This window comes from Bradyrhizobium sp. WCU1, from assembly GCF_053474805.1.
Genome location: NZ_CM130280.1, coordinates 577,677 through 604,671, shown reverse-complemented (window position 1 = coordinate 604,671; position 26,995 = coordinate 577,677). Strand labels below are relative to the sequence as shown.

The window sequence follows — 26,995 nt, the reverse complement described above, 5'->3', positions numbered from 1 at the left end:
TTGCTGGAGAGCCCTGTGGGTCGGTTGACTATCATCGCGCTTGCGCTCGCCATCGCGGGGCTTCTGAGCGGCGGCATCTATTCGGTGTCGAGTTCGGGCCTCAGCACCGCAATCGTCATCAATCGCTTCACCGGTGCGGCGTGGTCTTGCAGCGTCACTTGCGAACCCATCGAGACACGGCGGAATTCAAAATGACTCACTTTCCCTTGACGCGCTCATGGTTTGCGTCGCCAAACATGCGGGATTGATTTCGCGTTTGCGAAAAAGCTCATTCTTAGCCCGATCAAGAAGCAGGTTATGGCTCGGGCCGATCGTCAGAAGGGCATAGCCGCGCCTGCGGCGGTCGCTGGCTCATTTTGCTACCGGACGGGCACTTCCCGAACACTTTGTTTGCGGCCACTGGCGACCTCCGTAAGGGGCCGGCGACGGCCGGTCAGTCCTTCGACAGGACCGGTGACCGGGTTTCCCCAACCAGGGCCGCTGACCGCGCGCCGCGGCTCGCACGGGACCCGCGGCCTACCAGTCGCTGCAACGCGCCAGGAGGAGGCGGAGACCTACCGAACTCTGGCTGACCCGCTGGTTGGCTCTCGCCGTCTAGCTGCTGCGATAGCCACTCGGATTCTGCGCTTGCCAGCGCCAATGATCTGCACACATTTGGGTGAGCGATCGCTTGGATGTCCAACCCAGCAGATTCTTTGCGAGCGTCGGGTCCGCGTAGCAGGTTGCGACATCACCGACCCTGCGTTGGTCAATCACATACGGAACCGGACGGCCGCTCACGGCCTCAAAGGTTTTGACGACCTCCAGGACACTGCTGCCGTTTCCTGTTCCGAGATTGACGGTCAGAACGCCGGGCTGTTTCAGCTCGCTCAAGGCGCTCAGATGTCCGGATGCAAGATCGACGACATGAATGAAGTCGCGGATGCCGGTGCCATCCGGAGTATCGTAGTCATTTCCCCAAACGTGCAGCTTCTCACGTCGCCCGATGGCCACTTGCGCCACAAGTGGCAACAAGTTGTTGGGTACGCCGAGAGGATCTTCTCCGATAAGTCCGCTTTCGTGCGCGCCAACCGGATTGAAGTAGCGCAGGATGGCGATCCGCCAGTCGCCGTCGGATCCATGGAGATCTCTCAATATCTCTTCGACAAAATACTTGGTGCGGCCGTACGGATTTATGGCTCCTACAGGATGCTTCTCGTCCAGCGGCAGGTACGCGGGCGTGCCGTAAACCGTTGCGGACGAACTGAAGACCAGCGTTTTCACATCGGCGCGCGACATCGCCGACACCAGCCGCATCGTCCCGACGACGTTGTTTTCGTAATACGTCATGGGTTGAGTGCTGGACTCGCCGACCGCCTTGAGCCCGGCGAGGTGAATGACCGCGGTCACGCCGTGCGTGCGCAGGATCTCGTAGATCGCCTCCTCATTGCAGATATCGACATGCCGGAACACGAGCGATCGCCCGCAGATGGTCTGTACTCGATCGAGAGATGCGCGATTGCTGTTGCAGAGATTGTCGACCGCAACGACATCCAGCCCGGAATCGAGCAGGGCGACCGCGATATGGGACCCGATATAGCCGGCACCTCCGGTCAACAGGATCATTCTGATTCCATTCCGCATCTGCGCGGTCAATTCGCACCGCGGGCGAAAATCATTCCGGCAAGCCTTCGCAATGGCCGCAAGTCGTGCGGCCAGCACCGATGGCACTGACCGCCGTGTGTGATGGCACCGCACCCGTCAAGATGGCACAGCTTCCAGCTCGAGATCCGGCCGAGCGTCCCGCTGAGCAACCAGATTAACGGCTATTTTCGCAGTCGGATCGCGCCATCGGCCTTCGAGCCAATATCGTTGCGGACGTGACCGTTTGTGAGAGGCACTTCGAAGTAGTTTACCGTATGGTCGATTGCACCGAGCGGCCCGCGCCGGCCTGTCCTCGCGATTTTAGGAAGCTCTCTCTTCGGTGGGAGGAGGCGCTCGGTTGCGTCGGCGGTCGGGTGCGCCGTCCTGTTGGTTGGCCAGGTTGCGGGTCGATGGTTCAACCCCCAGATCGCCGCCTGTGTTCTGTTTTGAACACGAATCTTGCGAAGGATCGCCTTGATGTGAACCTTCACCGTGGCTTCAGCGATATTGATCTTGCGTGCGATGCACTTGTTGGAATCGCCCTCGATCAGGCACTGGAGAATTGAGATTTCTCGCGGCGAAAGCTGTTGTGCGAGCCTGCTATCGGAGTTTGCGACGGCATCACTATCGTCGACGCGTGCAAAGGCATCGTCCGCATCGCGCCTTTCGACATCGAGAGCCGACGCCAGGAAGTCGGTCGGAAACACTGTCCCGCCCATCATGACCAGCTCGATGGACTTGATGAATGCATCGCAGTTCATCACATCGATGAAATAGCCGGTGGCGCCGGCCCGGAATGCAGCCGTCAAGTCGCTCAGACAATAGTGATCTGTGACAACGGCAACGCGTCCGTCCGCGTGACTGCGCTTGAAACACTCGATTTGCTCGATCGCAGCGCCGAAATCGCCGCCGCTGTGAACAAGCAGGAACAGCGCCGGACAGACCGGAGCATCCCCGACATTCTCTTTGCCAGGCAAATCGCCCACATCGGCTATTGAGGGAAACACTTGAAAATTTTCGGAATTCAGAATTCTAGCGAGACCTTCCTTCCGAAGACTATTTTCACCACCAAGAACAATAGGAAAAGAATATTGTCGTCTCATGGAACTCTCCTGGACGCAAAAAAATACACAATAGGCTCGTCGGTTAACCCGACTCGCTTCTTCATTGGCTTGCCAAGCCAAAACGGCGACGCATTGAAATTGCTTCTTCAGGTTCCGGTCGCTCGACCAAAATCTGGGGCGAAAAAAGCCCTGAGCATGCGTCAAAAGATTGACTAATATTAAATGCTAATCCCCAATATCCCTATATACTATTGGTTATAGATGTTATGTCGTCCGGCGTATTGAAGCCCGTATTTTGACGGGCGTGATTTTTCGCACACTCGTCGAACGGCATTCGCTTTGAGTGAGATAGATTTTGATACGATTTAAGATTGCATGGAACTCCGGATCGTAAATTCGGCGTGCTCGCGACAACAAGATCCTGCTGCAAAGCCCCGATCAAAATAGCCTGCGAGTGATATTGCCGGGCGCGCCGAGCCGAACTGGAGGGACTGAGGATTGGCCAAAAATGCATTTCAGTCGTGTGGTAATTGCTAGCAGATATCCAGTTTTTTTGTTGGGTCTGAACTGCCTGCTAGAAGCAGAACGTGACTTCGGGGTTGCAGCTCGATGCACCGATAGCGCGAGCTGTTTCAAGGCAATTCGGGCCCTTGTACCCGACATTGCCATTTTGGACATATCGATGCCTGACATTTTTGGGCAGGCTTTGCTCGATATCGCAAATTCCCGGACCCCAGCTGTTCGGCTCGTGTTCCTCGCAACGTCCGTTGAGGATCGCGACCTCACCATGATGGCGGAAGTGGGCGCCTTTGGCGTGATCCGGCATGACGAGGAGCCTCAAGCTCTTCTGCAGACATTGCGGCAGGTCGCGGACGGCCAGAGAATGCTGCGTGCACCCTCGAGCAAGGTAGCCATCCCTTCCGGGCAGCCCGCGATCGCGGAAAGGCACCTTGCCGCGCTGACGGACCGCGAGCGTCAGATCATGCGCCTGGTATCGGAGGGATTATCAAACAAGGAGATTGGCCGTCGTTTGAAGGTAACTGACGGCACAATCAAGGTTCATCTCCACCACATTTTTCGCAAGCTTGAGATCGGTAACAGGACAACTCTCGCGGCGCTCGCTGTCTCATCCGCTGCGCCAGGCGGCCCCCCAACCGATTAACGCGCAAGCCTTGGACCGAGGACAATATCAACCGACGCGACGCTCGGGTGCGCAGTGTATTGGTCGCGCCGTGACGGGAAGCGTCTCGAGGGTGATTTGCCCTGGCGAGACAGTGCGCGAACTCGATCAGCGGAACAGTCAGGCGGGAAGCTAAAGCTGACGAATGTCAGCGTGCCTAGGTCTTTTGATGTAGCCCATTCATACATCTAAATAGCCAACACGCCTCCTTGTTTTCGCGCTTACGTGATTGCTTAATCGAGGAAATCCGCGTCAATGGGCGCTGCTCCAGAATGAATGCTCCGATGCGCATGAGCGCTCCTCCGATCGGAATCCACGTATGACGTCTGACTGCTGTCCCGAGCTCGACCTCATCCGATTTTCTCGCGCGGGCAGGGACGGTGGTCCTCGGTCGGGGTCTCGATCGCTGCAGCTCGCCGGATTCGGCGCCAGTCAGGCCCGTGTTGAGCAAGCACCGTTCTTTCCGACCCTTTTCGATAGGGCAGTCGAGCCGAAGGCCGAGATCACGATCCCGGTTCTCGAAGATGATGGTTTGGAGGTTGTCGCATACGAGCTCGATGTGGAGCAGGCTGTCATTGACGACATGGACGTCTTCCTCAGCGAAGCGGAACGTCGGCGCGCGGAGCGATTGAAGTCGGACCGGCAGCGCCGCCGATTTGTTGCTTCCCGCGGACAGCTGCGCCGGATCCTCGCTTCCAGACTGGGAATCTCGCCGTCCGATGTCGAACTGGAATATGGACAGCAGGGTAAGCCTCACCTCTCACACCGCATGCCTTCTCGCAACCTGCGCTTCAGCGTCTCTCGATCCCAAGACGTGGCGGTGATCGCCCTCTCGACCGGGCAGGAGGTCGGAGTGGACATCGAGGCAGTTCTCCCCATCCCCGAAGCGGACGATATAGCCGCGCTGTGCTTTTCCGCCTCCGACTACGAGTCTTATGCCGCCCTCGGCCCGGACGACCGGCTGGAAGGCTTCTTCCGGCGCTGGACCCGGCTGGAGGCTATCTCCAAGGGCCTGGGATTCGGCTTGGGATACCCCGGCTCTTCGGACGAGGAGGATTGGGTTGTCCGAAGCTTCGTACCTAAAACGGGGTATCTCGGGTGTGTGGTTGTCCGGAAATGAATGGTCGTTCGGACCGGAGTTTCCGCGATGTAATCATTCACCGAGGATAGCGAGCGGCTCGACCAATTGTTGGAGAGTACGCCAGCTCAACCCAACCACGATTGTTCGAGATACCTCGCGGTCCCAGTCGAGAACACGGGAATAGCCTATGCAAGCGCACGTGACGCAGTTTTCGGAACTGCTCGCAGACCTCGCGGTCAAGGACATCAAGGTCTGGGTCGAGGGCGATCGGCTGCGGTGCAGCGCCCCGGCTGGCGCGATGACGGCGGAGCTTCGCGATCAATTGAAGGGGCGCAAGGGTGAGATTATCGCCTTTCTGAACATGGCCACCGCCGCGGCCACGCAACAGCCTGCAATCATTCCCTTGCAGCCGCGCGGAACACGCACACCGATCTACGCTGTGCCGGGGCATGTCGGCGCACCCTTCTCGTTCTCGGACCTGTCGAAGCACCTGGGCGGCGATCAACCGTTCTACGCACTTCAACCGCCTGGCTTCGACGGGCAGAGCGAGCCGATGGACCGCGTCGAAGATATTGCCGAGTACTTCGCTCGCCAGATCGTTCAGCATCAGCCGGTCGGTCCGTACATCATCGCTGGATACTGCTCCGGCGGTCCAACAGCCTTCGAGTTGGCCAAAATCCTCGCAGAACGCGGAGCGGAAGTTTCGTGGGTCGCTCTCTTTGGTCCTCTTCACCCCGTCACCCATCAGGAATGGCTGCGCTTGCTGTACTTCACTGCCTGGGGGACGATCCGATCGGTCCGGAGATCGAGTGCGAAGTTGCCGACATTTGGCGCTCGTCTCCGATATTTCGGCAGTCGCCTTCGCGAGCGCGCCCTCGTGCCCCTGGTTCGCAAGGAGCCTGTCACGACGGATCCGGTGCTGGCCAGCAGAGCTCTGCTCAAATCCACGGCGATGGCGGCATTTCGGCGATACACTCCCACACCGTACTCAGGTCGAGTCTGCATATTCCTTCCGAACAAGGCCTGGTTGCGATCGGGCGCAGCGCCTCATCGATGGCGGCTCGTGGCGCCCGATGCCGAATTTTATTTCGGCCCCGACGACTGCGACGAAGTCTCCATGCTGGAAGAGCCTGACGCTCCTGCCGTCGCAGAGCTCTATCGCCGGGCAACTCGGAAGCTCGGAGATTGACGTGATCCGTTTTCCAAACTTGCGGGATGGGAGCACATTTCATGAATGAAGTCCTACCGATCGTGGCGGAGAGCGTGGCGCTTCCTCCTCTCCAAGATGCCGATCATCGGGCGCTGGTCGTCGAGTACAACGCCACCTCGGCGCGCTACCCATCGGACAGGACAATCATCGATCTCTTCCATGATCAAGTGACGCTCAGTCCCGATGCCGAAGCGATCCGCTTCGGCGATGCAATGCTGACATACCGGCAGCTCGACGAACGCTCCAACCAGATGGCCGCGCATCTGGCCTCAAAGGGTGCGGGGCCGGGTCGGATCATTGTTGTCTTCATGGAACACTCCATCGAAGTCGTTGTCGCGATCCTGGGCGTTCTCAAGGCGGGTGCAGCCTATGTGCCGATTGATGCAGCGACGCCGAACGGGCGTATAGCTACAATCCTGAAGGACATTTCCAGCGGGACCGGCGGGCAGACGCCGGTGGCGATCACTCAGGCGCATCTGCAATCTGCCATCTCGCCGAATCTTGCCGATGTTTTCGTGCTCGATGCCGATTTCGGCTCGATTTTGAATCAGCCGGCCTCGGCCCGGCCGTCCGCCGCCACGTCGGACGGCGTCGCCTACATCATCTTCACCTCAGGCTCGACCGGCACTCCCAAGGGCGTCGAAATCGAGCACCGCAGCCTCGTGAACTACATCTGGTGGGCCGCGCGGGTGTACAGTTCAGGCCAACCGCTCGCTTGGCCACTTTTCTCATCTCTTGCTTTCGATCTGACCGTCACGACCCTCTTTGCGCCGCTCATCACGGGCGGCCGGATCGTGGTCTATCTTGGCGATCCGGGCGTGAAGAACATGGTCGTGCTCAAGGTGGTCGACGACAATGCCGTCGATATCATCAAGCTGACACCGGCGCATCTCGCCATGATCCGCGATCGCAATCTTGAGGCCACGAGACTACGCAAGTTCATCGTAGGCGGCGAGGACTTCAAGACCGAGTTGGCTCGCGATATCACGAAAGCGATCCCTCATCCCGTTGAGATCTACAACGAGTACGGACCAACCGAAGCCACAGTGGGCTGCATGATTCATCGGTTTGACGTGGACCGGGATCGCTCCGCATCGGTGCCGATTGGCGTTCCGGCCGCCAATGCGGGAATTTACGTCCTCAACAAGGAATATCAGCCGACCGGCCCCAACGTCGTCGGTGAGATGTTCATCGCCGGTGATGGTCTCGCGAGAGGTTACTTTAATCGCCCGGATCTGACCGAGGAGCGTTTCCGCACGGCTACAGATCCCAGAGATGGCTTTTCGAGGCTACGGCTGTACAAGACCGGCGATCTTGCCCGCTGGAACGCGGAAGGGCGCTTGGAATTTCTCGGCCGCGCGGATCATCAGGTGAAGGTCGGTGGCACGCGGATCGAGCTGGGCGAGATCGAAGCGCGGCTTCTCAAGCAGCCTCACGTTCAGGATTGTGCCGTCGTTGCCATCTCCACTCCGGTGGAAAATACCGAAGAAGGCGCAATCACCCGACTTGTAGCCTACTATGTCTCCTCGAAGCCTCTGACGGTGGCGGAGCTGCGCGCCTACCTTGCCGAAGAACTCCTGGAGTCCATGATTCCGACGCACTTTGTCTGCCTCGAGCGGATGCCGCTCACGTCCAACGGCAAGATCGACCGCTCCTCGCTTCCCGAGCCGACGGCGGACAGCATTCAGCCGGCACACGAGTTCGCTGCCCCGTCAACAGAGACCGAGAAGACTCTCGCCGCCCTGTGGTGCAGTCTGCTCAAGGTCAAGTCGATTGGACGTCACGACAACTTCTTCGACCTGGGCGGGGAGTCCCTCCTGGTCGTGAGAGCGGTGGCGCGCATGCGAAAGATGTTCGGCGTCGACGTGCAGCTTCGCAACCTGTTCGAGCGCCCGACCGTGGCCGAACTGGCGGAAGTGATCGACGGGATGCGCTGGGTGGCCGATTCCAGGGCTTCTTCACTTTCGGGCGGGCCGCGCGAGGAAATCGAACTCTAAGGCATGATCCGGAAAAGTGCGAAGCGGTTTTCCGAAAAGATCATGCCTAAGCAAGAATCCAAAGCGCGATGACGGTTCAACCTGATCTCATCGCGCTTTGATCGATTGGATGGGCCGCAATGGTCTTAAGCGCGCCGATGCGGCTCGGACCTCGAGCGTTGGACTGATAGCGGAGCGGGCTAAGATGATGGACAAAGCTTGGGTAGCGGCGCAAGGACCGGAGCTGCCTTGGGCGGCGGCGGAATATGAGCTCTTACGGGACCAGGTCCGGCGCTTTGTCGAGGAGGAAATCAAGCCCTGTGCAGATCGCTGGGAAGAGGAGGGCGGCGTTCCGCGTCCGGTCCTGCGCCGCATGGGCGAACTTGGCTTCTTTGGTATCCGCTATCCCGCCGAGTACGGTGGCGCCGAGATGGACGCGGTCGCATCGACGGTCTTCGCAGAGGAACTTGGGCGCTCGACCTTTGGCGGCGCCGCAGACGCAATGCTGGTCCATGCCGATATGGCTTCCAGTTACGTCTTTCACGATGGGACAAAATCCCAACGGGCTCGCTGGATGCCGGGCATTGTGAGCGGTGAGGTCATCACCGCGATTGCAATCACGGAGCCGGACGCAGGCTCGGACGTGAAGGCCATCCGCACCCGCGCGCGCCGAGACGGCGACTCCTACGTGCTCGATGGCACAAAGCTGTACATCACGAACGGCGTCTATGCGGACCTCTACTGTGTTGCCGCCACGACTGATCCCTCGGCAGGTAGCAACGGGATCACGATGTTCCTCGTCGAGAAGGGCACGCCAGGCTTCAGCGTAGCTCGCGAGCTGGACAAGCTCGGCTGGCGCTCCTCCGATACGGCCGAGCTCGTCTTCGACGGTTGCCGCATTCCTGCCGAGAACGTGCTCGGCGCGGAGGGACAAGGCTTCTACTCCATCATGCGCAACTTGCAGAACGAGCGCCTTGTCCTTGCCGCACTGGCGATCGGGATGGCCGAGGCGGCGATCGACATGACCCTCACATACCTGAAAACGCGCCGCGCGTTCGGGAGTGTCCTTTGGGACATGCAGGCGATCCGTCATCGTCTTGCGATGCTTTCTGCGAAGGTAGAGGCAAGTCGCGCGTTTCTCTATGCCACCGCTTGGCGCATGGCGGCGGACGACGATTGCCTGCGTGAGATATCGATGTTGAAGGCCATCTGCGGCGAGCTCGTCAACGAGGTGGCGTATGCGTGCGTCCAGTTCCACGGAGCCATGGGCGTCATGCGGGAGAGTGCGATTGAGCGCATATCGCGCGACGCCCGCGTCCTCTCCATTGCCGGGGGCGCGACGGAGGTGATGCTGGAGGTGGTCGCCTCCATGTCGTGAGCCTGACGCGGGTTCGCACTGCCTACAGCAGGGCTTCTGACCCAACAGGTGTCTAAATTAGCTGATCAATCAACCTGACATCCCAGGTGACGTCTGCGGCGTGGCGGTCCTAGATGTCGCCGAGCCACCGGCCGATTTCTCTTGATCCGACGACGCGTTTTGGCTGGTGCGGGTTGATTGTTCCGGCCGAAAGGCTCTTGACACGGTGGTCCTGCGCCAACGTCCTGGTGAACTGCTTTGCTTCCTGTTCGGATTTGAAAGTCGCAGTCCTGCGCGCATTCCTGTCGGGTGGAGCGTCGCGTTGATCAACGAAGGAGACATACCAGACGTGGTCTTGCGTCATGTGGCGACCTCCAGATAGAGTCTGGGTGCGAAAACAAGCTGTGCCAACCTAAGCGAGCCGGAGGCCGGGTTCGCGGACAGGGGAGGAAAATACGGCTTCCGTCCGAGGTGTCCCTAAGGGTCTTTCTAAGTAATTCTTCTGAGCAGTAGGTTTCAGGTCGTCCGGTGCAAGATGATGTGAGGTCCGACTGACTACAGCCTCCACGCCGATGGCCTCCTTTGTCGTACTGCTGGGTGGATGGTCCGAGCGCTGCCTCGGTTCTGGGTGATCGGCGGTGCGCTGACTGCTGACACGTCAATGCAATGAATGTCAGCCTTTCGAAGCGTGCTTGTCGGAAAAGCGGAAGCGATATTCATCCGGAATTCGCGCGTCCACTCCCATTCTCCAAATTACAAAGTCGGCGGCGTCCACGACGTGCCGGCACGCATGGTCGATCGCCTTGGTGGACGACCGGCCTCGACTTCGACAGTCTCCAACTCGGCCGGTTTGCCGGCCCGCGGTGCGATAACCCGCACGGTCGGCGGCCGGCTTGCCGTCCGTGGCGGATCACGCCCTCAAGCCGCGCGCCCCTACGGCAAGATCGGGATTCTGACGATTGACAGCCAATTATTACATGTATAAAAATATGCAAATTCATATAATATGAGATGCCCGAATGGACGCGCATCCGCTGAAGCTCAGAGTGCAGTCGGTCGTTGCGGAGACGCCGGTCATTCGCAGCGTTGTGTTCGGCGTGGAGGGCGGTGCCGTGCCGCAATGGCAAGCGGGCGCCCACATCCGCGTGTTGCTGCCGGGCGGAGGAGACCGGCCGTATTCGCTGATGGCGCTGCCGGACTTGCCCACGGGCGCCGTTGCGCTGGGGGTGCTGCGCGAAGAGGCGTCGACCGGTGGGTCGCAGTTCATGCATGCCCTTCAGGTCGGCGACGTCGTCAGCGCGACCGCGCCGGTCAACAATTTCGCGCTTCATGAGGGAACCGCACCGGCGTTGCTGTTTGCCGGCGGCATCGGCATCACGCCGATCCTATCGATGGCGGCCGAGCTGAAGGCGCAGGGAACGCGCTATCGCCTGCATTATGCTGGGCGAATGCCGGGGTTGCTGGCGTTCCTGCCGCAATTGCAGGCGATGTGTTCAGACGGTTTGGCGGTTCACTACGACAGCGACGAGTCCCGTCTCGATATCCCGGCAGCGCTTGGCGATGCGCCGGCGGACGCTCATGTCTATGTCTGCGGACCGGCCGGCCTGATTGACGCGGTGAAGGCGGCGGCCCTCGCCAGGGGCATTCCGGCAGACCGCATCCATTTCGAGCTGTTCAAGGCGCAGCAGCCCGGCATCCCGAACGCACCGTTCGAGGTCGAGCTCAGGTCGACCGGGCAGGTCGTGACGGTCGCGGCCGATCAGAGCATCATCCAGGCGCTGGAAGCGGCCGGGTTCGACGTGCTCTACGACTGCCAGCGCGGTGATTGCGGCATCTGCCAGTGCGGCGTGATCGCGGGCGTGCCCGATCATCGCGACGTCATTCTCAGCGACGACGAGAAAGCGTCCAACAAGGTCATGCAGATTTGCGTGTCGCGTGCGAAATCGGAACGGCTGGTGTTGGATCTCTGAGCGGAGGCAAGGGGCGCCATGACGAAATACGGAAAGAATGCCCGCGCGATCGGCGGGCTGGTGCGCGAGGCCGAGGTGCATCGCGACGTCTATGTCGATCCCGAGATCTTCGATCTCGAGATGGAGCATCTGTTTCCCAACAGCTGGATCTATGTCGGGCATGGCAGCCAGCTTTCGAAGGCGGGCGATTTCATCACCGCCAATGTCGGCCGGCAGCCGGTGGTGGCGAGCCGCCATACCGACGGCTCGATCCACCTGTTCTACAATCGCTGTCCGCACAAGGGCGTCAAGATCGCCTCCGAGCCGTGCGGCAACACCGGAAAGTTCTTCCGCTGCCCCTATCATGCCTGGTCGTTCAAGACCGACGGCTCGCTGCTGGCGATCCCGCTGAAGAAGGGCTACGAGGGCACCGGCTTCACCGACACAAAGGCGAATGACGGGCTGTCGCGGATCAGGAATGTCGTCGTCTACCGCGATTTCATTTTCGCACGCCTGAGCGAAACCGGCGTCGCCTTCGAAGACTATTTCGGCGAAAGCCTCTCGACCATCGACAACATGGTCGACCGCTCGCCGGAGGGGAAGCTCGCCGTCGAGGCCGCGCCGATCCGCTACATGCACACCTGCAATTGGAAGATGCTGGTCGAGAACCAGACCGACACCTGCCATCCGATGGTGGCGCATGAGAGTTCGGCCGGCACCGCCATCAAGGTCTGGCAGCGCGAGCAAGGCGACTCCAAGGAAACGCCGATGGCGGTGCAGCTCTATGGGCCGTTCATGAGCCCGTACGAGTTCTACGAGCAGAGCGGCATCCGGATCTGGCCCAACGGCCATGGCCATACCGGCGTCGCCAACTCCATCCATTCGAACTATTCTGACATCGAGGGCTATCTCGGACAGATGGTCGCGGCCTATGGCGAGAAGCGGGCCCACGAGATTCTCGGCGAGGTCCGGCACAACACGGTCTATTTCCCGAACATCATGGTCAAGGGCGCGGTGCAAATCCTGCGCAACTTCATCCCGATCGCAGTGGACCGGACGCTGGTCGAGAGCTGGGTCTATCGCCTGGTCGGCGCGCCCGACAAGCTCTACGAGCGCGCGCTGATGTACAACCGCTTCATCAACGCGCCGACCTCGATCGTCGGGCACGACGATCTCGAAATGTATGAGCGCGCGCAGGAAGGGTTGAAAACCAACGGCAATCAGTGGGTCAATCTGCGCCGGCTCTACGAGAGCGGCGAGGAGGCTGATGTCACCGCGGTCATCAACGGCACGTCGGAGCGCCAGATGCGGAACCAGTTTCATGCCTGGGCCAAGTTCATGACCATGGACATGGTCGAGCCCGTTGAGGCCGCGGAATGATCAGCGAACAGACCATCACCGATTTCATCTATCGGGAAGCCGAGCTGCTCGACACGATGCAGTGGCAGGCCTGGCTCGACCTGTTTCACCCCGAGGGGCGCTACTGGATGCCGCTGGAATGGCAGCAGCAGGATCCTGTGTTGCAGCCCTCGCTGATGTACGAAGACCTGCTGCTGATGAAAGTGCGTATCGAGCGGCTGGCCGGCGAGCGCACCTTCAGTCAGAAGCCGAAGAGCCGCTGCCATCATCTGCTGCAGGCGCCGCAGATCGTGGCCTGCGATCCGGCGGCCGGCTTGTTCAAGGCACGGACGTCCTTTCTCTACACTGAGACGCGCGGCGACGCGCTGGAACGCTTTTCGGGATGGGCGTCGCACGATCTCGTGCAAATCGGCGACGGCCTCAAGATCAGGCTCAAGCGCATCGATCTCGTGAATTTCGACGCGCCGTTCGGCAATATCCAGCTTTTCATGTGAGTGCGTCTTGACCACAGCGACCACAGTCTATGCCCGCTTCCGCGAGACCGCGCTCCGCCGCGGCGAAGCCGGTTTTCTCAACGTGCTGCCCGAGACCGCGGACATCTACGGCATCGCGGCCGAAGAGATTTCGTATGGCGCCATGCTCGAGCGGGTCGAGCGCTGGCGCGCGGCGTTTGCGAGCCGCGGCTATGGTGCGGGCCATCGGGTCGGGCTTCTGCTGCAGAACCGGCCGGTCTTCATCGAGCTGTGGTTCGCGTTGAACGCGCTCGGCGTCTCCGTGGTGCCGATCAACCCCGATCTGCGGGTCAGCGAGCTCGAATACATCATCGCGCATTCCGAGATGAATGCCGCCTTCGTCCTCGCCAAACGGCGCGAGGAGGTCGAGACCGCGGCGCGCCAGGCCGGCCGGCCGATTCCGGTTGTGACGGATGACGGCGATGTTCCGGCCCCGTTCGGCGGCGCGCGGCCGGCGAACGCCGGCGACGGCGCGAGCCAATGCGCGCTGCTCTATACGTCGGGGACGACGGGCCAGCCCAAGGGCTGCGTGCTCACCAACACCTATTTCCTGTATTCCGGAGACTGGTATCGCGACGTCGGTGGGCTGATCGATCTCGGGCGCGACGGCGAGCGCATGATCACGCCGTTGCCGCTGTTCCACATGAATGCGATGGCGGTGTCGGTCATGGCGATGCTGTCGGTCGGCGGCAGCCTGACGATGCTCGACCGCTTCCATCCACGCAGCTGGTGGCAATCGGTGCGCGACAGCCGGGCGACCTGCCTGCATTATCTCGGCGTCATGCCCTCGATGCTGATGAGCGCGCCGCCGAGCAATGAAGATCGCGCGCACACCGTACGGTTCGGCTTCGGCGCCGGCGTCGACAAGCTGCTGCACGCGCCGTTCGAGGAACGCTTCGGCTTCCCGCTGCTCGAGGCCTGGGCGATGACCGAGACCGGAAGCGGCGGCGTGATCGCCGCCAATGCCGAGCCGCGCAAGGTCGGCACCAGCTGTTTCGGCCGGCCGGCGCCCGAGGTCGAGGTGCGGATCGTCGACGACGGCGACAACGATGCGGCGGTGGGAGCGCCGGGCGAGCTCCTGGTGCGGCGGGCAGGGGCCGATCCCCGCTACGGCTTCTTCAGGGAGTACCTGAAGAACCCGGAGGCCACCGCCGAGGCCTGGCAGGGCGGCTGGCTGCATACCGGCGATATCGTGTCGCGCGATGCGGATGGCGATCTGCATTTCGTCGATCGCAAGAAGAACGTGATCCGCCGCTCCGGCGAGAACATTGCCGCGGTCGAGGTCGAATCCGTTCTCAACCGTCTTCCCGCGATCCGACAGGCCGCGGTCGCCGCGACGCCCGACCAGGTGCGCGGCGACGAGGTCGCGGCGGTCATCATCGCGGAGCAGCCGGGCGCGGACCGCGCACTCGCCGAGGAGATCGTGCGCTGGAGCCTGGAGCAGATGGCCTATTACAAGGCGCCGGGCTGGATCTGTTTCGTCGAAGAACTGCCGCTGACCGCGACCGAGAAGATCCAGCGCGGCGGATTGAAGGATGTCGTCGCGAAGCTGATGCGCGAGGGCGCGTTCTTCGACCTTCGCGACCTCAAGCGGCGGCAGGAATGACGCATGGCAGGGAGCCGATCATGAGCCAGACCCGCACCACATTGATCACCGGAGGCAATTCCGGGATCGGGGAGGCACTGGCGAAGAAGCTCGTCGGCGAAGGACAGCGGGTGGTCTCGGTCGGGCTCGAGAAGCCCGCGTGGACGCACGGTCTGCTCACCGCCTATCGCGCGGACCTCGCCAGCCTGGCGGAGACGCGGGCCATCGCCGAGGAGATCTGCCGGGATCATGCGGTCGACTGCCTCGTGCACAATGCCGGCATCATCCTGCCGAACCTTTTGCCCGATGCGAAGCCGGAGGACATCCTGACGCTGGCGCAGTTGCACCTGGGCGCACCGATGCTACTGACCCAGGCGGCGATGGAGGGGATGCGGTCGCGGCGGTTCGGCCGGATCGTGTTCGTGAGCTCGCGCGCCGCGATGGGCGCGGTTACGCGCTCGGCCTATTCGGCGACCAAGGCCGGCGTGCACGGCATGGCGCGGACCTGGGCGCTGGAGCTGGCGTCGAGTGGGATCACGGTCAACGTGGTCGCGCCGGGCCCGATCCTGACCGACAATTTCTGGGGCATCGTCCCGAAAGGCTCCGAGCAGCAGGACAGGATGGCGCACAACGTTCCGGTCGGGCGGCTCGGCACCCGCGAGGACGTCGCGCATGCGATCAGCTTCTTCCTCGACGAGCGCTCGGACTTCGTCACCGGCCAGGTGCTCTATGTCTGCGGCGGCACCAGCCTCGTCGGCCTCGGCCCCTGAATCAGATCTGGTTCTGGCGGATGTTCTCGACCATCTTGGCCAGCACGCGGGCGCAGACCTCGATCTCGTCGGGGTCGATACCGACGGTCAGGCGGTCGTAATTGTTCTCCATGATCGGCCAGATCTTGCGCAGCAGGGCCTCGCCGTCCGCCGTCAATCCGACGACGCGGCGGCGCTGGTCTTCTTCCGCGATCTCGCGCTTGACGAGGCCCGATGTCACCATCGACTCGACCATGCGGCTCGCGGTCGACTGCTCGGTCACGGCCAGCACGGCGATCTCGTTGACGGTCAGGGTCTTGTAGATGAACAGCACCGACAGCGTGCGGAACACGACGTTGTTGATGTTGTGCTCGCTGAGATCGCGGTTCTGATCCAGGTTCCAGCGATTGGCGAGCCGGTTGAACAGATAGGGAATGTAGCTTTGCAGCTGGTCCCGCGTCCGCGGTGGACCGGATTTCCATCTGCTCCTGGAGTCTTTGGCCATTATGTCTTGCGACCCTGCTTCTTGCCTTCGCTGCCGAGTTTCGAGGAGAGCGACCGCAGCATCGACAGTGCCGCCTCCAGCTCCCGCGCTGGGATGCCTTCGAGCCGTTCGCTCAGGTGCCTCTTATGCACGTCGGCGGCCTTCCTGAACAGGGCCGCGCCCTTCGGCGTCAGGCGCACGATGAACGAGCGGCGGTCCTCGCTCGACATTTCCTTGCTGATCAGGTCATCAGCCAGCAGGCGCTGCACCAGGCCCGAGACGTTGCCACCGGACACTTTCAGGTTCTGCGACAATTGCCCAAGCGCGAGGCCATCTGGGTAACGATCGAGTTGCGCCAGCACGTCGAATTTTGCCAGCGACAAGCCGAACTCCGAGCTCAGCATGGAATTCAGCGACGAAAACAGCTCGCCATGCAGCGACAGCAGTTGCAGCCAAAGCCGGGTTTCGACCTGGCCGAAGATGGGAGCCGTGCTCTCCTTGAGGGCCGACGACGTCATGCGAAGCTCTTGATGGTCTGGATCACGCCGTCGAGTTCCTTGCCGGCGCTGTCCTTCAGCGCGGCTTCGCGCAGCCGGCGCGCCCAGTCGGCGGCATCGTCGCGCGGCGCGACCAGCTTGATCGCGGCCAGCGTCTTGTCGAATTTCGACAGGCCGCGGCTGTGGGTGTCGGAATAGCCCTTGACCAGGCGCCGGCATTGCAGGATCTCGACGCCCAATTGATAGTTCGCTTGCACGGCCTCTGTCGCGGCCTTGAGCCATTCGTCCCGGTGCGCCGTCTCGACGGCGTGGCGCAGCGAGCGGCGGCGCATGCCGCGCAGTCCGCCGACGACATAGAGCGCGACGAACCAGGGCAGCGAGTAGGTCTTGACCCGGCGTCCCTTGTTGACGCGGCGGTCGAGCCAGCCGAGCAGACGCGGCCTGGCGCTGAGCCAGCGGCCAAATCCCGCCGGCAGCATGCCCATCACCTCTTCCATGCGGGGGTGCATGAACTCGGTGGTCTGCAGCACCTGGTCCCCGGACAAGTCGAGCTCGCCCTCGATCCGCGCGCGGCGGGCCGATCGGGTCTTGAGGTCGGCCACGCGGATGACGTCGTCATAGGTCATGGCGTTGGCGAGATATTTTGCGGCGGCCTGGGTGAAGGCAAAATTTCGCCCGGCGCCGCCGGCGTTGCGATCGGCGGCGTGCAGCGTGCCGAGGATGTCGAGATATTCGCCGCCATAGGCGACGTCCTGGAAATCGACGACTTTCTTCAGCCCGGCGCGGCCGATGGCGTGTGCGGCCGCGGGCAGTTCCTGCGTCAGCCGGGCGGCGAGGCCGGCAAGACGGGGATCCAGAGCAGCCGGAGAGGAGGGCGTCTTGGCAGCCTCCGATTGTGGGGGTGCCGTCGGCTCCGGAGACTTCGACTGTACCCGGTCAAAGGCCGCGTCGAACGCGCGGATGCTGGCCTGCGCGCCTTTCTCACCGGCGCGGATCACGTCGAGATAGCTCTCGCGGCTGAAGCTCAGCACGCCGGCGCCTGCAAGCGCGCCGAACATGGCGGCCGAGATCACGCTGCCGTTGGCGATCGCCAGCGCATTCATGTCGAAGATGATCTCGGTCTTGGCGGCAATCCCGATGGCGCCGATCACTGCGCCCTGGTCGGCGATGCCGTTGCCCGGCGCGATCTTCTCGCCGATCGCAAAGGTCCGGTGATTGGAGGCGATCAGCGTGGTGCGGTCCGGCGTCACCAGGCCGCGCAGGATCGAGCGGCCGGCCTCCATGAACTCCGCCGCCATCACCACGTCGACGTCGCCGGGCGTCGGCATCAGCGACAGGATCGGCTTGCGGCCGTCGAGCGGCGGCATCGCCTCGATGTAGTAGATCGTGGCGCCGGTGCGCTGGGCGACGCCGGGCACCGAGGTCGATTGCGCGACCCAGCCATGGTTCTCGGCGAGCTGGACGATCCAGTCGGTGAGGACGCCGCCGCCCTGGCCGCCCATCGCGACGATCGCGATCGAGATCGGCCGCTCGGTCGCATCACCCGCGGCAGGAAGCGCCAACTGGACCGTTTCGTCTCTCATGCCCAGTCTCTCATGCCCAAAATCTCATGCCAAGGCCTCGAACTCCGGCCGCCGGCGATCGCGCCGCCGTTGCAGCCAGCCGATCACGGCCATCGCGACCTTTGATTTGAACCTGTCCCAGCCGGTCGGATTGTGAATGACGTCGGCGCGATAGAACGAGGGACACAGCACGGCCGCGTCCGCGACCTCGCCGCAATTGCCGCAGCCGACGCAGGAATTGTCGATTGCCGCAACGGGATCGTCGCGCAGGGGATCGTCGAGTTGCTTGACCGAGAGCGAGGGGCAGCCGGAGAGGCGGATGCAGGCGTGGTCGCCGGTGCAGACATCCTCGTCGACGCCGAACCGTTCCTTGACGGTGCGAACCCCGTCCTTGATCGCCTGGCTGATCTGCGGCTTCACGCGGCGCTGCTTATTCAGCATGCATTCGGAGGAGGCGACGATGACCTTCGGCCCTTGCTCCCTGGTCGTCAGCGCCTCCTTCAGCGTGTCGCGCATCCGGCCGACATCGTAGGTGCGATCGATCTGCCGCACCCACTGGCCGCCGATGCCCTTCACGGCCTGCACGATCGAGTTGTTGGTGTTGCGCCGCTTGCTCACCGCGCGCGACGACAGGATGTCCTGACCGCCGGTCGCCGAGGTGTAGTAATTGTCGACGATGACGAACACGCCGTCATGCTTGTTGAACACGGCGTTGCCGATGCCGCTGGTCAGCCCGTTGTGCCAGAAGCCGCCGTCGCCCATCACGGCGATCGAGCGCTTGTCGGCCTTGACGTTGAAGGCCGAGGTCGAGGCCGGGCCGAGGCCGAAGCCCATCGTCGTCGCGCCGATGTTGAAGGGCGGCAGGATCGAGAACAAATGACAGCCGATGTCGGCGGAGACATGGTGCTCACCGAGCTCGCTCTCGACCAGCTTCATGGCGGCGAAGATCGGCCGCTCCGGACAGCCGGTGCAAAGCCCGGGCGGCCGCGCCGGCACGACCTGCTTCAGCTTCTCGACCTCGGGATGGCTGAGCACGGAGCTCGCGTCCGGCGCCGGCGGCCGGTTGCCGAGCAGCCGCGGCTCGGTCTTCTCGAGGAATTCTCTGATACCCCCGAGCAGCACCTGCGCGGTGTAATCGCCGCCCATCGGCAGCACGTCCTTGCCATGGACGCGGGCCTGGATATCGCGGCGGCGCAGCACCGTGTTGATCGCCTGCTCCAGATATTCCGGCTGGCCTTCCTCGACGATCAGCACGGCGTCCTTGTCGAGGCAGAACTCGGCGACCTCGGTGTCGATCACCGGGTAGGTGACGTTCATGACGTAAAGCGGAATCTGGGTGTTGCCATAGGCATCCGACAGCCCGAGATATTGCAGCGCGCGGATGACGTTGTTGTACATCCCGCCCTGCATGATGATGCCGACCTTGCCCTGCTTCGGCCCCATCCATTCATTCAGCTTGTTGTCCCTGACGAAGTTGATGGCCGCGGGCAGCCGTGTCTTGATCTTCTCCTGCTCATGCTCGTAGGCCGCCGGCGGCAGCACGATGCGGCCGACGTCGCGCTTCGGATTGTTCAGGGCGTCCTTGATGGTGTGGGCCGGCTTGACATTGTCCTTGCAGGCAAAGCTTCCATGCATGTGGCAGGCGCGGACGCGCACCTCCAGCATGACAGGGGTGTTCGAGACTTCCGAGAGCTCAAAGCCCTTCTCGATCAGATTGACGATGCATTCATGGTCAGGGCGCGGATCGAGTAGCCAGATCTGCGATTTCATCGCAAAGGCATGGGTGCGCTCCTGCATGATCGAGGAGCCTTCGCCGTAATCCTCGCCGACGATGATCATGGTGCCGCCAGTGACGCCGCCGGACGCGAGATTGGCGAGGGCATCGGAGGCGACATTGGTGCCGACCGTCGATTTCCACGCCACCGCACCGCGCAGCGGATACATCACCGAGGCCGACAGCATCGCCGCCGCCGCCGCTTCATTGGCGGAGCTCTGGAACACGACGCCGAGATCGTCGAGCACGTCCTTGGCGTCGGCCAGCACGTCCATCAGATGCGAGATCGGCGAGCCCTGATAGCCGCCGACATAGGCGACGCCGGATTGCAGCAGCGCCTTGGTGATGGCGAGGATGCCTTCGCCGCGGAAGGTGTCGCCGTCGCCGAGCCGGAGATCCTCGACTTCACGAGCAAAAGACCGTTCAGCCATTGCACCCTCCAGAAATATGCGATAGCATACGTTTACATGTAAAGTAAGTCAACGCTGCGAGTGCCGTCGGACTTTGCGGATCGTCTGCTCCGGACGGCGATGATGAGCCAGCGACAGGGTAGGGCCAATGCTGAAGCTGCCGCGCTTTAGAGCCGCCGCCGTCCAGGCGAGCTTCACATCAATTCCAGCCAGGGTGGAATGATGGGGCGCGTCGGTCCATCGGCACCACGACACGCGAACCCTCCTCACCGTCGTCCTGGCGAAGGCCAGGACCCATTACCACGAAAGCTCATCGTTGTGCGACGCTGGGGCCACGATCCCGTTCACAATCGAATGCGGTGGTTATGGGTCCTGGCTTTCGCCAGGACGACAGCGGGGATGTGGCGACGGGACTGCATGAGACAGGACGTCACGAGATAGGAGTCGGACAGCATGGGCGAGAACATCATCGGCCGGGCCAATGTCGAGGATACTCCGGAGCTCAAGGCCTACTACAAGGACCTCGAGAAGTTCGAGGCCGGCGCGCTGTGGACGGTCGCCAACAAGATCGAGCCGTGGCAGCCGCAGTCGGCGTCCGTTCCCGTGCTCTGGCGCTACGGCGATCTGCGTGAGCACGTGCTGCGCTCGGTGGAACTGGTCTCGCCGGAGAAGGCGGGACGGCGCGTGATCTACCTCAACAATCCGGGTCGCCGCGATGTGTCGGCCGCGGTCGGCTGGCTCTATTCGGGCTTGCAGGTCATGCACCCCGGCGAGGTGGCCTCCGCCCATGCACACTCGGCCTCTGCGCTGCGCTTCATCATGGAAGGAGCGGGCGCCTACACTATTGTCGATGGCCACAAGATGACGCTCGGCGCGCGGGATTTCGTGCTGACGCCGAACGGCACCTGGCATGAGCATGGCGTCGAGGCGAACGGCTCGGTCTGCATCTGGCAGGATGGGCTCGACATTCCGCTCGTCAATGCGCTGGAGGCCAATTTCTTCGTCGTGCACCCGAAGATCCAGCAGGAGGAGTCCGGCTATCCGGTCGACGACATGACCAAGACCTGGGGCAATCCCGGCCTTCGGCCGGCGGGCTCGCGCTGGTCGAACGGCTATTCGCCGATGTTCAAATATGAGTGGGAGCCGACCTACGAGTCGCTGCTGAAATATGCCGCCGCGACCGGAGGATCGCCCTATGACGGCATCCTGATGAACTACGTCAATCCGATCACCGGCGGCCATGTGATGCAGACCATCGGCGCCAGCATGCAGATGCTGCGGCCGGGCGAGAAGTCCAGGTCGCATCGCCACACCGGAAGCTTCGTCTACCAGGTCGCCAAGGGGCACGGCTATTCCGTGATCGGCGGTCAGCGGTTCGAGTGGCAGGAGCGCGACATCTTCTGCGTTCCGTCCTGGGCCTGGCATGAGCACGGCAACGCCTCGGAAAGCGAGGACGCCTGCCTGTTCTGCTTCAACGATCTGCCCGTGATCGAGGGGCTAGGCCTCTACCGGGAAGAGGCCTATGGCGACAATGCCGGCCATCAGCCGGTCGCGGCCTGACATTCTTGCGCAGAACTCAACCCGCATAACCGGATCAAGCTTTCATGCGTCTTGTCACCTACACCTTGGGCTCCAGCGGCGCCCGCCTCGGGGTCGTCGTCAACGGATTGGTCGTCGATGTCGCGCGCCTCGGCGCGTCACGCGGCGTTGCCTGGCCGGCCGACATGCTGTCCTTCATCGATAACGCCGTCACGCTGCTGCCGGCGTTGAAGCAATGCCTGGACAACGCCAACGGCAGCCTGCCGGCCGGTGCAGCCGTTCCGATCGAGGATGTGAAGCTGCAGGCGCCGATCCCGCGCCCGCGCAAGAACATCTTCGGCATCGGGCTCAACTACCGGGCGCATGTCGCGGAGTCCGCCAAGAGTCTCGATACCGACAAGGATCTGCCGAAGCAGCCGGTCGTGTTCTCCAAGCCGCCGACCTCCGTGATCGGGCCGGGCGCGGCGATCCAGCACAATGCCGGCATGACCCAGCAGCTCGACTGGGAGGTCGAGCTCGCCGTCATCATCGGCAAGACCGCGACCCGCATCCCGGTCGAGAAGGCGATGGATCACGTGTTCGGCTATTCGGTCATGATCGACATTTCCGCGCGCGACAATCGCCGTGCCGGGCAGTGGATCTTCTCCAAGGGCATGGACACCTACGCGCCGTTCGGCCCCTGCATCGTGACCGCGGACGAGATTCCCGATCCGCATGATCTCAGGCTCTGGCTGACCAAGAACGGCGTCATAAAGCAGGACTCCAACACCAAATACATGATCTTCGACATTCCGGCTTTGATCGCCGACATCTCGTCCGGCATGACGCTCGAGCCGGGCGACATCATCGCGACCGGAACGCCCGAAGGCGTCGGCGCCGGCATGAGCCCGCAGGAATGGCTGTGGCCCGGCGACGTCGTCGAGGCCGGCGTCGATGGCGTTGGCGTCATCCGGCACCCGGTCGTCGCGATCTGATGACGTCGTTCTCGTTCGATCGCGAGTTGAGGTTCGGCGACTGTGATCCGTCGGGGATCGCTTATTTTCCGTCCTACCTCAACATTCTCAACGGCGTGGTCGAGGAGTTCTGGTCGACCATCGGGTTCTGCTGGCCGGAGCTGATCACGATCCGGAAGATCGGGACGCCGACGGTGCATCTGACTTGCGACTTTTCACGGCCGTCGAAGTTCGGCGACCGCCTGACATTCGGCCTGCGCATCGTCAAGATCGGCCGTGCGTCGCTGCATCTGTCGCATGTGGTCACGGGCGCAGATGGCCTGCGCTGGCGCGCCCGCCAGATCCTCGCGGCCACGTCGCTGGTCGATCATCACGCGATTCCGTGGCCCGACGACGTTCGCGCCGCGCTCATGTCGCATCTGCAGGCCGGCGCGGAGGCGGCGGCATCATGATCTCGCTGTTCATGACGTTCTCCGATCCGACAGGCGATCGGCGAATTGATGCGGACGATCTCGCGGCCGCGGCTGCCGTGGTGGGGTCGGTTCCGGGGATGGCGGAGGGCCTGCTGTTCACGCCGCTGGAGCAATCGGTCGATCATCCCTACAAGGCCGACGGGGCCGGGCCGGTCTTTGCGCTGTTGCTACGCTTTCCGAACCTGTTTGCGTGCGAGGCCGCGATCGATCGCGGCGGCGTGCTCGCTGCTCTTGCGGCGGCTCGCGGGTTGCCGAGCCTTGCCGGATTGGACGTGACGCACCAGGCGATGGTGACGCGCGCCTTTCCGGTCGACGACGCCGCGCATGCGAGCGGCACGGTGACGCCGTGCAGCTATCTGGTGCATTATCCCGGGCCGGCCGACGACATGAATGCCTGGAACTTGCATTATTTGGAGCATCATCCGTCGATCATGCGGACCTTCCCGGACGTGCGCCAGATCGAGATCTACACGCGCATCGATTGGGTCGATCGGTTGCCGTCGCAGCGGGTCGAGTACATGCAGCGCAACAGGCTGATGTTCGACAGCCCGCAGGCCCTTGCGCGCGCGTTGGGCTCCGACGTGATCAAGCGGATGCGCGCCGACTTCGTCCAGTTTCCGCCGTTCGCGGGCGGCAACAAGCATTTTCCGATGCTGACGAGGGTGGTGCGGCCCATCGCATGATGGCATCGAGGCTGGTTGCGAGCCGCGCTGGAGATGCGCTCTTTGACTTAGGCCGTGAACCATAAATCTGCCAACGCACGGCTTGCCAAAGTCCGCTATGCCTCGATAGCAGACCAAATTCTGCAGCTCAGCTAAATGACGCGAAGGGCCACAAGCGGAAGTGAAGTGACACGCAATCCACTCTGTGACGCTGGCCGACATTGTTCAATCAGTGCCGGATGAAATCTGATCGATATCCGCACCATCAAGCCTCAACGTTCGGGCGCCGCACTTCCATGCCGCACAAGGAGGACAAGATCGGCTGCTTCCTCGGCGTCTTTTAGGAGCGTCTTGCGCGGCGTGCCTATCAGCGCACGCATGGTAAGGCCACGAGCAATATCCGTGACTTGGATCGCGCGTTCGGCCGCAGGAAAGTCGGACGGGATTTCGCCCGCGCTGATCGCGTCCCGGAAACGATCTTGCACCAGCGCCTTGCCGCCCGCGGCCGCCTTTTGCAGGAACTTCCGGACCTCATCATCATCCACAAGCGGCGCGACGCAAATAAGAAGGCAGCCCCGGGCGGACCCCTTCTCGGTCGCACTTTCGACGGCATACCTAAGAAAGCCCGCGATCGAGTCGTGAAGATTCTGTGGCGAGTGGAGCGCGTTAGCAGCGCGAGCGCCCTTTGCCTCGGCATACGCCTTAAGGACACGCAAGAATATCGCCCGCTTGTCGCCGAAGACGGCATACAGGCTCGGCCGTCCCACGCCCATCCCGGCGACGAGATCGTCGATGGTCACGCCGTCATAGCCCTTCGACCAGAACACTTGCGTCGCCTTTTTCAGCGCGTCGATCTCGTTGAAGCTGCGCGGACGTCCCCGTGGCTTGGTGGTATTCTGAAACATATAGTTCAAAAATCTTTGACTGCGACCTTTGGTTCGGCAATATATAACTAAATAGTTCAAAAATGACAAGGCGGCCTTAACTCGGGGCTCCTTCGACTCCAACCCTTTCAAGGAGATGCCCATGAAACGTTCGATCGCTCTCGTCACCGGCGCCACGTCCGGGCTCGGTTATGCGGCGGCCCGGTTGCTCGCCGCCAAGGGCTACAGCGAGGTCATTGTCACCGGGCGCAGCCTGGCCCAGATCAAGGATACGGCCGCTCAGCTCGCGGTGGAGACCAAAAGGCCGGTCTTCACGCCGCTGGAGCTTGATCTGAACGACCCGGTCAACGTTCACTCCGCGGTCGCCGCGCTAGTCAAGCAAGGCAGGCCGGTTGATTTCCTACTGCTCAATGCCGGTATGGTTCCTGGCAAGGCGCGCGTGATCACTGCGGCGGGCATCGAGGCTTCTCAGGCCCCGCTCATTGGCCATCATCAACTGACCGTTGGGTTGCTCAATGCCAACTTGCTGAGTCCCGACGCCCGGATCGTCATCGCGGGTGCAGAACCTGCCCGCGGGGGCGTACCCATGTTCAAATACACCGATCTGCCTGCCTTTGCAGCCGAGTACAACCGGGGTGACAAAACCGCAGCTGTTGAAGCCCTGATCCGCAACGGGCCGAACGTGAGGTATGTGCCCAACAATGCGTATGCCGACGCGAAGCTCATTGTTGCTTGGTGGGTCGCTGCGCTGGCACGCCGGCTACCCTCCGGCACGGCCGTGTACGCTGTCTCGCCCGGTGCGGCGAACGCCACCAACGTGGCGCGAAACGCTGGCCCGTTGTTGAAGTATATGATGATTCCAATCGTGAACCTCATTCCCGGCATGAATCAGACGCCGGAGACAGCGGCCAGTCGCTTCATCCAGGCATCGGAGTTCGGAACCGACGCGTCGGGGCTATTCTTTGCCTCAGCCAAAGGGAAGTTCTCAGGTCCAATCGAGGTGCAGAGTGAGCCACACCTCCACGATCGCGCCAGCCAGGAAGCCGCGTGGCAAGCCGTCGTCAAGGTCTCCGGCGCCGACTTGTCTCGCCCCGCATCCTTAAGCGCGGTGTCCTGACGGAGCGCCAGTCGCGGCTGAACGGATACCTGTAACCAAAAACAGCACGCAATCGCGCGGCTACGATACAGCCCCGACAACCTACGCCAGAAAGACATCAGCAAATCGAGAGAGGCGATGTCGCCGTCGCTGTTGCTGCGCGATGAACAGTCACCGCCTTGTAGGTGACTGATTTCCGCTTTGGGTCATTCGCGACTGGGGCGAGCCGGCAGCGGGTCCGGTCACGTCCGCTGCGCCGCCGAAAGCGGAAGGCAATTCAGAGCATTAGCGACGTCGTGACGGGGGCGAAGCCGCGAGAATCGAAAATTGCAGTGGCTCGCGCCGCCGGCCAATGTCTGCGTTCTTTCCAGGCGGATGCCGCGCGTCGCATAGGCGTCGAAATCAAGCCCGCAAATGTTCGGCAGGATTTCCTTGTCTCCATGGCGAGCCGCGAATTTGCAAAAGCCGCAAGCCTTGTAATTGATGCCGAATTCAAACTCGTCGCCCGGGCCCGGTTCGACGAAATCGTAGACAAAATCTTCCGGAAACTCCTTCTGGTGGCTTTCCGCCGCGCTTTCTATCGCCTGTTCGCGCAGCAAGGCCTGATTCTCGGGCGACATGAATTGACGCCCTGAGGCAAGGCGCTCCGCCTCAGGCTCGGTGAGCAATTGCGCCTTGTAGGTCTCCCGTTCGATTTCGCCGATCACGGAAACCGGCACGCCGTGCCGGCGGAGCACCCGGCTGATGGCCATGAAGCCCGTGAGGCGCATGAAGAAATCGGTCATCCGACTTGCGGTGCCGCCGACATAGGGCATTTGGGTGAGCATGATCTGGAATTCGTCCGTCGCTTCCTGTCGAATTCGATCGATCTCGGTCAGATGCTCGCGCTCGCACAACATCGCTTCGGCAAGGTCGAGGCGATGGCGCATGGCGGCCTCCATCGCGCCGCGATGCTGCTCGTAAAACGGATGGATGATCTCAGTCATTTGACACCTGACATAGTTGGATATTCGCGA

24 protein-coding genes are annotated in these 26,995 nt (G+C 62.2%); 15 read left to right on the top strand and 9 right to left on the bottom strand.

Features of this window, described 5'->3' with window-relative positions; genetic code table 11:
- Window positions 1–594: 594 nt before the first annotated feature.
- On the bottom strand, window positions 595–1,605 hold the full coding sequence (gene galE / locus ACTUWL_RS02925; RefSeq protein WP_021082415.1) for a UDP-glucose 4-epimerase GalE: 1,011 nt from the start codon (window positions 1,603–1,605) through the stop codon (window positions 595–597).
- 200 nt (window positions 1,606–1,805) lie between these two features.
- A complete protein-coding gene (locus tag ACTUWL_RS02920) occupies window positions 1,806–2,726 on the bottom strand; it encodes a LuxR C-terminal-related transcriptional regulator (protein WP_021082414.1) in 921 nt (306 codons plus the stop codon).
- Window positions 2,727–3,195: 469 nt separating this feature from the next.
- On the opposite strand from ACTUWL_RS02920, the gene ACTUWL_RS02915 reads away from it, so the two are divergent.
- The 5 genes from ACTUWL_RS02915 (at window position 3,196) to ACTUWL_RS02895 (ending at window position 9,512) form a co-directional block, all read left to right on the top strand.
- Entirely contained in the window at window positions 3,196–3,849 is a 654-nt protein-coding gene (locus ACTUWL_RS02915; protein ID WP_021082413.1) for a LuxR C-terminal-related transcriptional regulator, read from the top strand.
- 337 nt (window positions 3,850–4,186) lie between these two features.
- Complete coding sequence (locus tag ACTUWL_RS02910; protein WP_106940245.1) at window positions 4,187–4,987, top strand: 4'-phosphopantetheinyl transferase family protein; 801 nt, start codon at window positions 4,187–4,189, stop codon at window positions 4,985–4,987.
- Window positions 4,988–5,135: 148 nt separating this feature from the next.
- On the top strand, window positions 5,136–6,137 hold the full coding sequence (locus ACTUWL_RS02905) for a TubC N-terminal docking domain-related protein (protein ID WP_021082411.1): 1,002 nt from the start codon (window positions 5,136–5,138) through the stop codon (window positions 6,135–6,137).
- Window positions 6,138–6,178: 41 nt separating this feature from the next.
- Complete coding sequence (locus ACTUWL_RS02900) at window positions 6,179–8,155, top strand: non-ribosomal peptide synthetase (RefSeq protein WP_021082410.1); 1,977 nt, start codon at window positions 6,179–6,181, stop codon at window positions 8,153–8,155.
- 184 nt (window positions 8,156–8,339) lie between these two features.
- Window positions 8,340–9,512 carry an acyl-CoA dehydrogenase family protein gene (locus tag ACTUWL_RS02895; RefSeq protein WP_021082409.1) on the top strand — a complete coding sequence of 391 codons (1,173 nt, stop codon included), beginning with the start codon at window positions 8,340–8,342 and terminating at the stop codon, window positions 9,510–9,512.
- A gap of 109 nt (window positions 9,513–9,621) precedes the next feature.
- Here the strand turns inward: ACTUWL_RS02895 and ACTUWL_RS02890 are convergent, their stop codons facing one another.
- Window positions 9,622–9,855, bottom strand: a complete 234-nt coding sequence (locus ACTUWL_RS02890; RefSeq protein ID WP_021082408.1) for a hypothetical protein — start codon at window positions 9,853–9,855, stop codon at window positions 9,622–9,624.
- A 655-nt stretch (window positions 9,856–10,510) separates the two neighbouring features.
- Between ACTUWL_RS02890 and ACTUWL_RS02885 the strand changes: the two genes are divergently transcribed.
- The 5 genes from ACTUWL_RS02885 to ACTUWL_RS02865 are packed head-to-tail and all read left to right on the top strand — an operon-like array spanning window position 10,511 to window position 15,666.
- Complete coding sequence (locus ACTUWL_RS02885; protein WP_021082407.1) at window positions 10,511–11,461, top strand: PDR/VanB family oxidoreductase; 951 nt, start codon at window positions 10,511–10,513, stop codon at window positions 11,459–11,461.
- Between the two features lie 18 nt (window positions 11,462–11,479).
- Window positions 11,480–12,820, top strand: coding sequence for an aromatic ring-hydroxylating dioxygenase subunit alpha (locus tag ACTUWL_RS02880; RefSeq protein ID WP_021082406.1), 1,341 nt, complete (start codon window positions 11,480–11,482; stop codon window positions 12,818–12,820).
- Entirely contained in the window at window positions 12,817–13,293 is a 477-nt protein-coding gene (locus ACTUWL_RS02875) for an aromatic-ring-hydroxylating dioxygenase subunit beta (RefSeq protein ID WP_021082405.1), read from the top strand. The genes ACTUWL_RS02880 and ACTUWL_RS02875 overlap by 4 nt, the downstream gene beginning before the upstream one ends.
- A gap of 7 nt (window positions 13,294–13,300) precedes the next feature.
- Window positions 13,301–14,917 carry an ATP-dependent acyl-CoA ligase gene (locus ACTUWL_RS02870; RefSeq protein WP_021082404.1) on the top strand — a complete coding sequence of 539 codons (1,617 nt, stop codon included), beginning with the start codon at window positions 13,301–13,303 and terminating at the stop codon, window positions 14,915–14,917.
- 20 nt (window positions 14,918–14,937) lie between these two features.
- Window positions 14,938–15,666, top strand: coding sequence for an SDR family NAD(P)-dependent oxidoreductase (locus ACTUWL_RS02865; RefSeq protein WP_021082403.1), 729 nt, complete (start codon window positions 14,938–14,940; stop codon window positions 15,664–15,666).
- A gap of 1 nt (window position 15,667) precedes the next feature.
- Here ACTUWL_RS02865 and ACTUWL_RS02860 read toward each other — a convergent pair whose 3' ends face one another.
- Genes ACTUWL_RS02860 through ACTUWL_RS02845 form a run of 4 tightly spaced genes read right to left on the bottom strand, consistent with a single transcriptional unit; the run spans window position 15,668 to window position 20,393 of the window.
- On the bottom strand, window positions 15,668–16,150 hold the full coding sequence (locus tag ACTUWL_RS02860) for a MarR family winged helix-turn-helix transcriptional regulator (RefSeq protein ID WP_021082402.1): 483 nt from the start codon (window positions 16,148–16,150) through the stop codon (window positions 15,668–15,670).
- The gene (locus tag ACTUWL_RS02855; protein ID WP_021082401.1) at window positions 16,150–16,647 is read right to left on the bottom strand and encodes a MarR family winged helix-turn-helix transcriptional regulator; all 498 of its coding nucleotides are present in this window, start codon (window positions 16,645–16,647) and stop codon (window positions 16,150–16,152) included. The genes ACTUWL_RS02860 and ACTUWL_RS02855 overlap by 1 nt, the downstream gene beginning before the upstream one ends.
- Window positions 16,644–18,209 (bottom strand): indolepyruvate oxidoreductase subunit beta family protein, encoded by a 1,566-nt coding sequence (locus ACTUWL_RS02850; protein WP_021082400.1) that lies wholly within the window; start codon window positions 18,207–18,209, stop codon window positions 16,644–16,646. The genes ACTUWL_RS02855 and ACTUWL_RS02850 overlap by 4 nt, the downstream gene beginning before the upstream one ends.
- Before the next feature lie 24 nt (window positions 18,210–18,233).
- On the bottom strand, window positions 18,234–20,393 hold the full coding sequence (locus ACTUWL_RS02845) for a thiamine pyrophosphate-dependent enzyme (protein ID WP_021082399.1): 2,160 nt from the start codon (window positions 20,391–20,393) through the stop codon (window positions 18,234–18,236).
- A 432-nt stretch (window positions 20,394–20,825) separates the two neighbouring features.
- Here ACTUWL_RS02845 and ACTUWL_RS02840 point away from each other — a divergent pair, with 432 nt between their 5' ends.
- Genes ACTUWL_RS02840 through ACTUWL_RS02825 form a run of 4 tightly spaced genes read left to right on the top strand, consistent with a single transcriptional unit; the run spans window position 20,826 to window position 24,020 of the window.
- Window positions 20,826–21,932, top strand: coding sequence for a cupin domain-containing protein (locus ACTUWL_RS02840; protein WP_021082398.1), 1,107 nt, complete (start codon window positions 20,826–20,828; stop codon window positions 21,930–21,932).
- 44 nt (window positions 21,933–21,976) lie between these two features.
- On the top strand, window positions 21,977–22,885 hold the full coding sequence (locus ACTUWL_RS02835) for a fumarylacetoacetate hydrolase family protein (RefSeq protein WP_021082397.1): 909 nt from the start codon (window positions 21,977–21,979) through the stop codon (window positions 22,883–22,885).
- Entirely contained in the window at window positions 22,885–23,316 is a 432-nt protein-coding gene (locus ACTUWL_RS02830; protein ID WP_021082396.1) for an acyl-CoA thioesterase, read from the top strand. Before ACTUWL_RS02835 ends, ACTUWL_RS02830 begins: the two co-directional genes overlap by 1 nt.
- Window positions 23,313–24,020 carry a hypothetical protein gene (locus tag ACTUWL_RS02825; RefSeq protein WP_021082395.1) on the top strand — a complete coding sequence of 236 codons (708 nt, stop codon included), beginning with the start codon at window positions 23,313–23,315 and terminating at the stop codon, window positions 24,018–24,020. The genes ACTUWL_RS02830 and ACTUWL_RS02825 overlap by 4 nt, the downstream gene beginning before the upstream one ends.
- A 251-nt stretch (window positions 24,021–24,271) precedes the next feature.
- Here the strand turns inward: ACTUWL_RS02825 and ACTUWL_RS02820 are convergent, their stop codons facing one another.
- Window positions 24,272–24,904, bottom strand: a complete 633-nt coding sequence (locus tag ACTUWL_RS02820) for a TetR/AcrR family transcriptional regulator (protein WP_021082394.1) — start codon at window positions 24,902–24,904, stop codon at window positions 24,272–24,274.
- 121 nt (window positions 24,905–25,025) lie between these two features.
- On the opposite strand from ACTUWL_RS02820, the gene ACTUWL_RS02815 reads away from it, so the two are divergent.
- The gene (locus ACTUWL_RS02815) at window positions 25,026–26,000 is read left to right on the top strand and encodes an SDR family NAD(P)-dependent oxidoreductase (protein ID WP_021082393.1); all 975 of its coding nucleotides are present in this window, start codon (window positions 25,026–25,028) and stop codon (window positions 25,998–26,000) included.
- A 221-nt stretch (window positions 26,001–26,221) separates the two neighbouring features.
- Here ACTUWL_RS02815 and ACTUWL_RS02810 read toward each other — a convergent pair whose 3' ends face one another.
- Complete coding sequence (locus ACTUWL_RS02810; RefSeq protein WP_021082392.1) at window positions 26,222–26,965, bottom strand: L-2-amino-thiazoline-4-carboxylic acid hydrolase; 744 nt, start codon at window positions 26,963–26,965, stop codon at window positions 26,222–26,224.
- Between the last annotated feature and the right edge of the window lie 30 nt (window positions 26,966–26,995).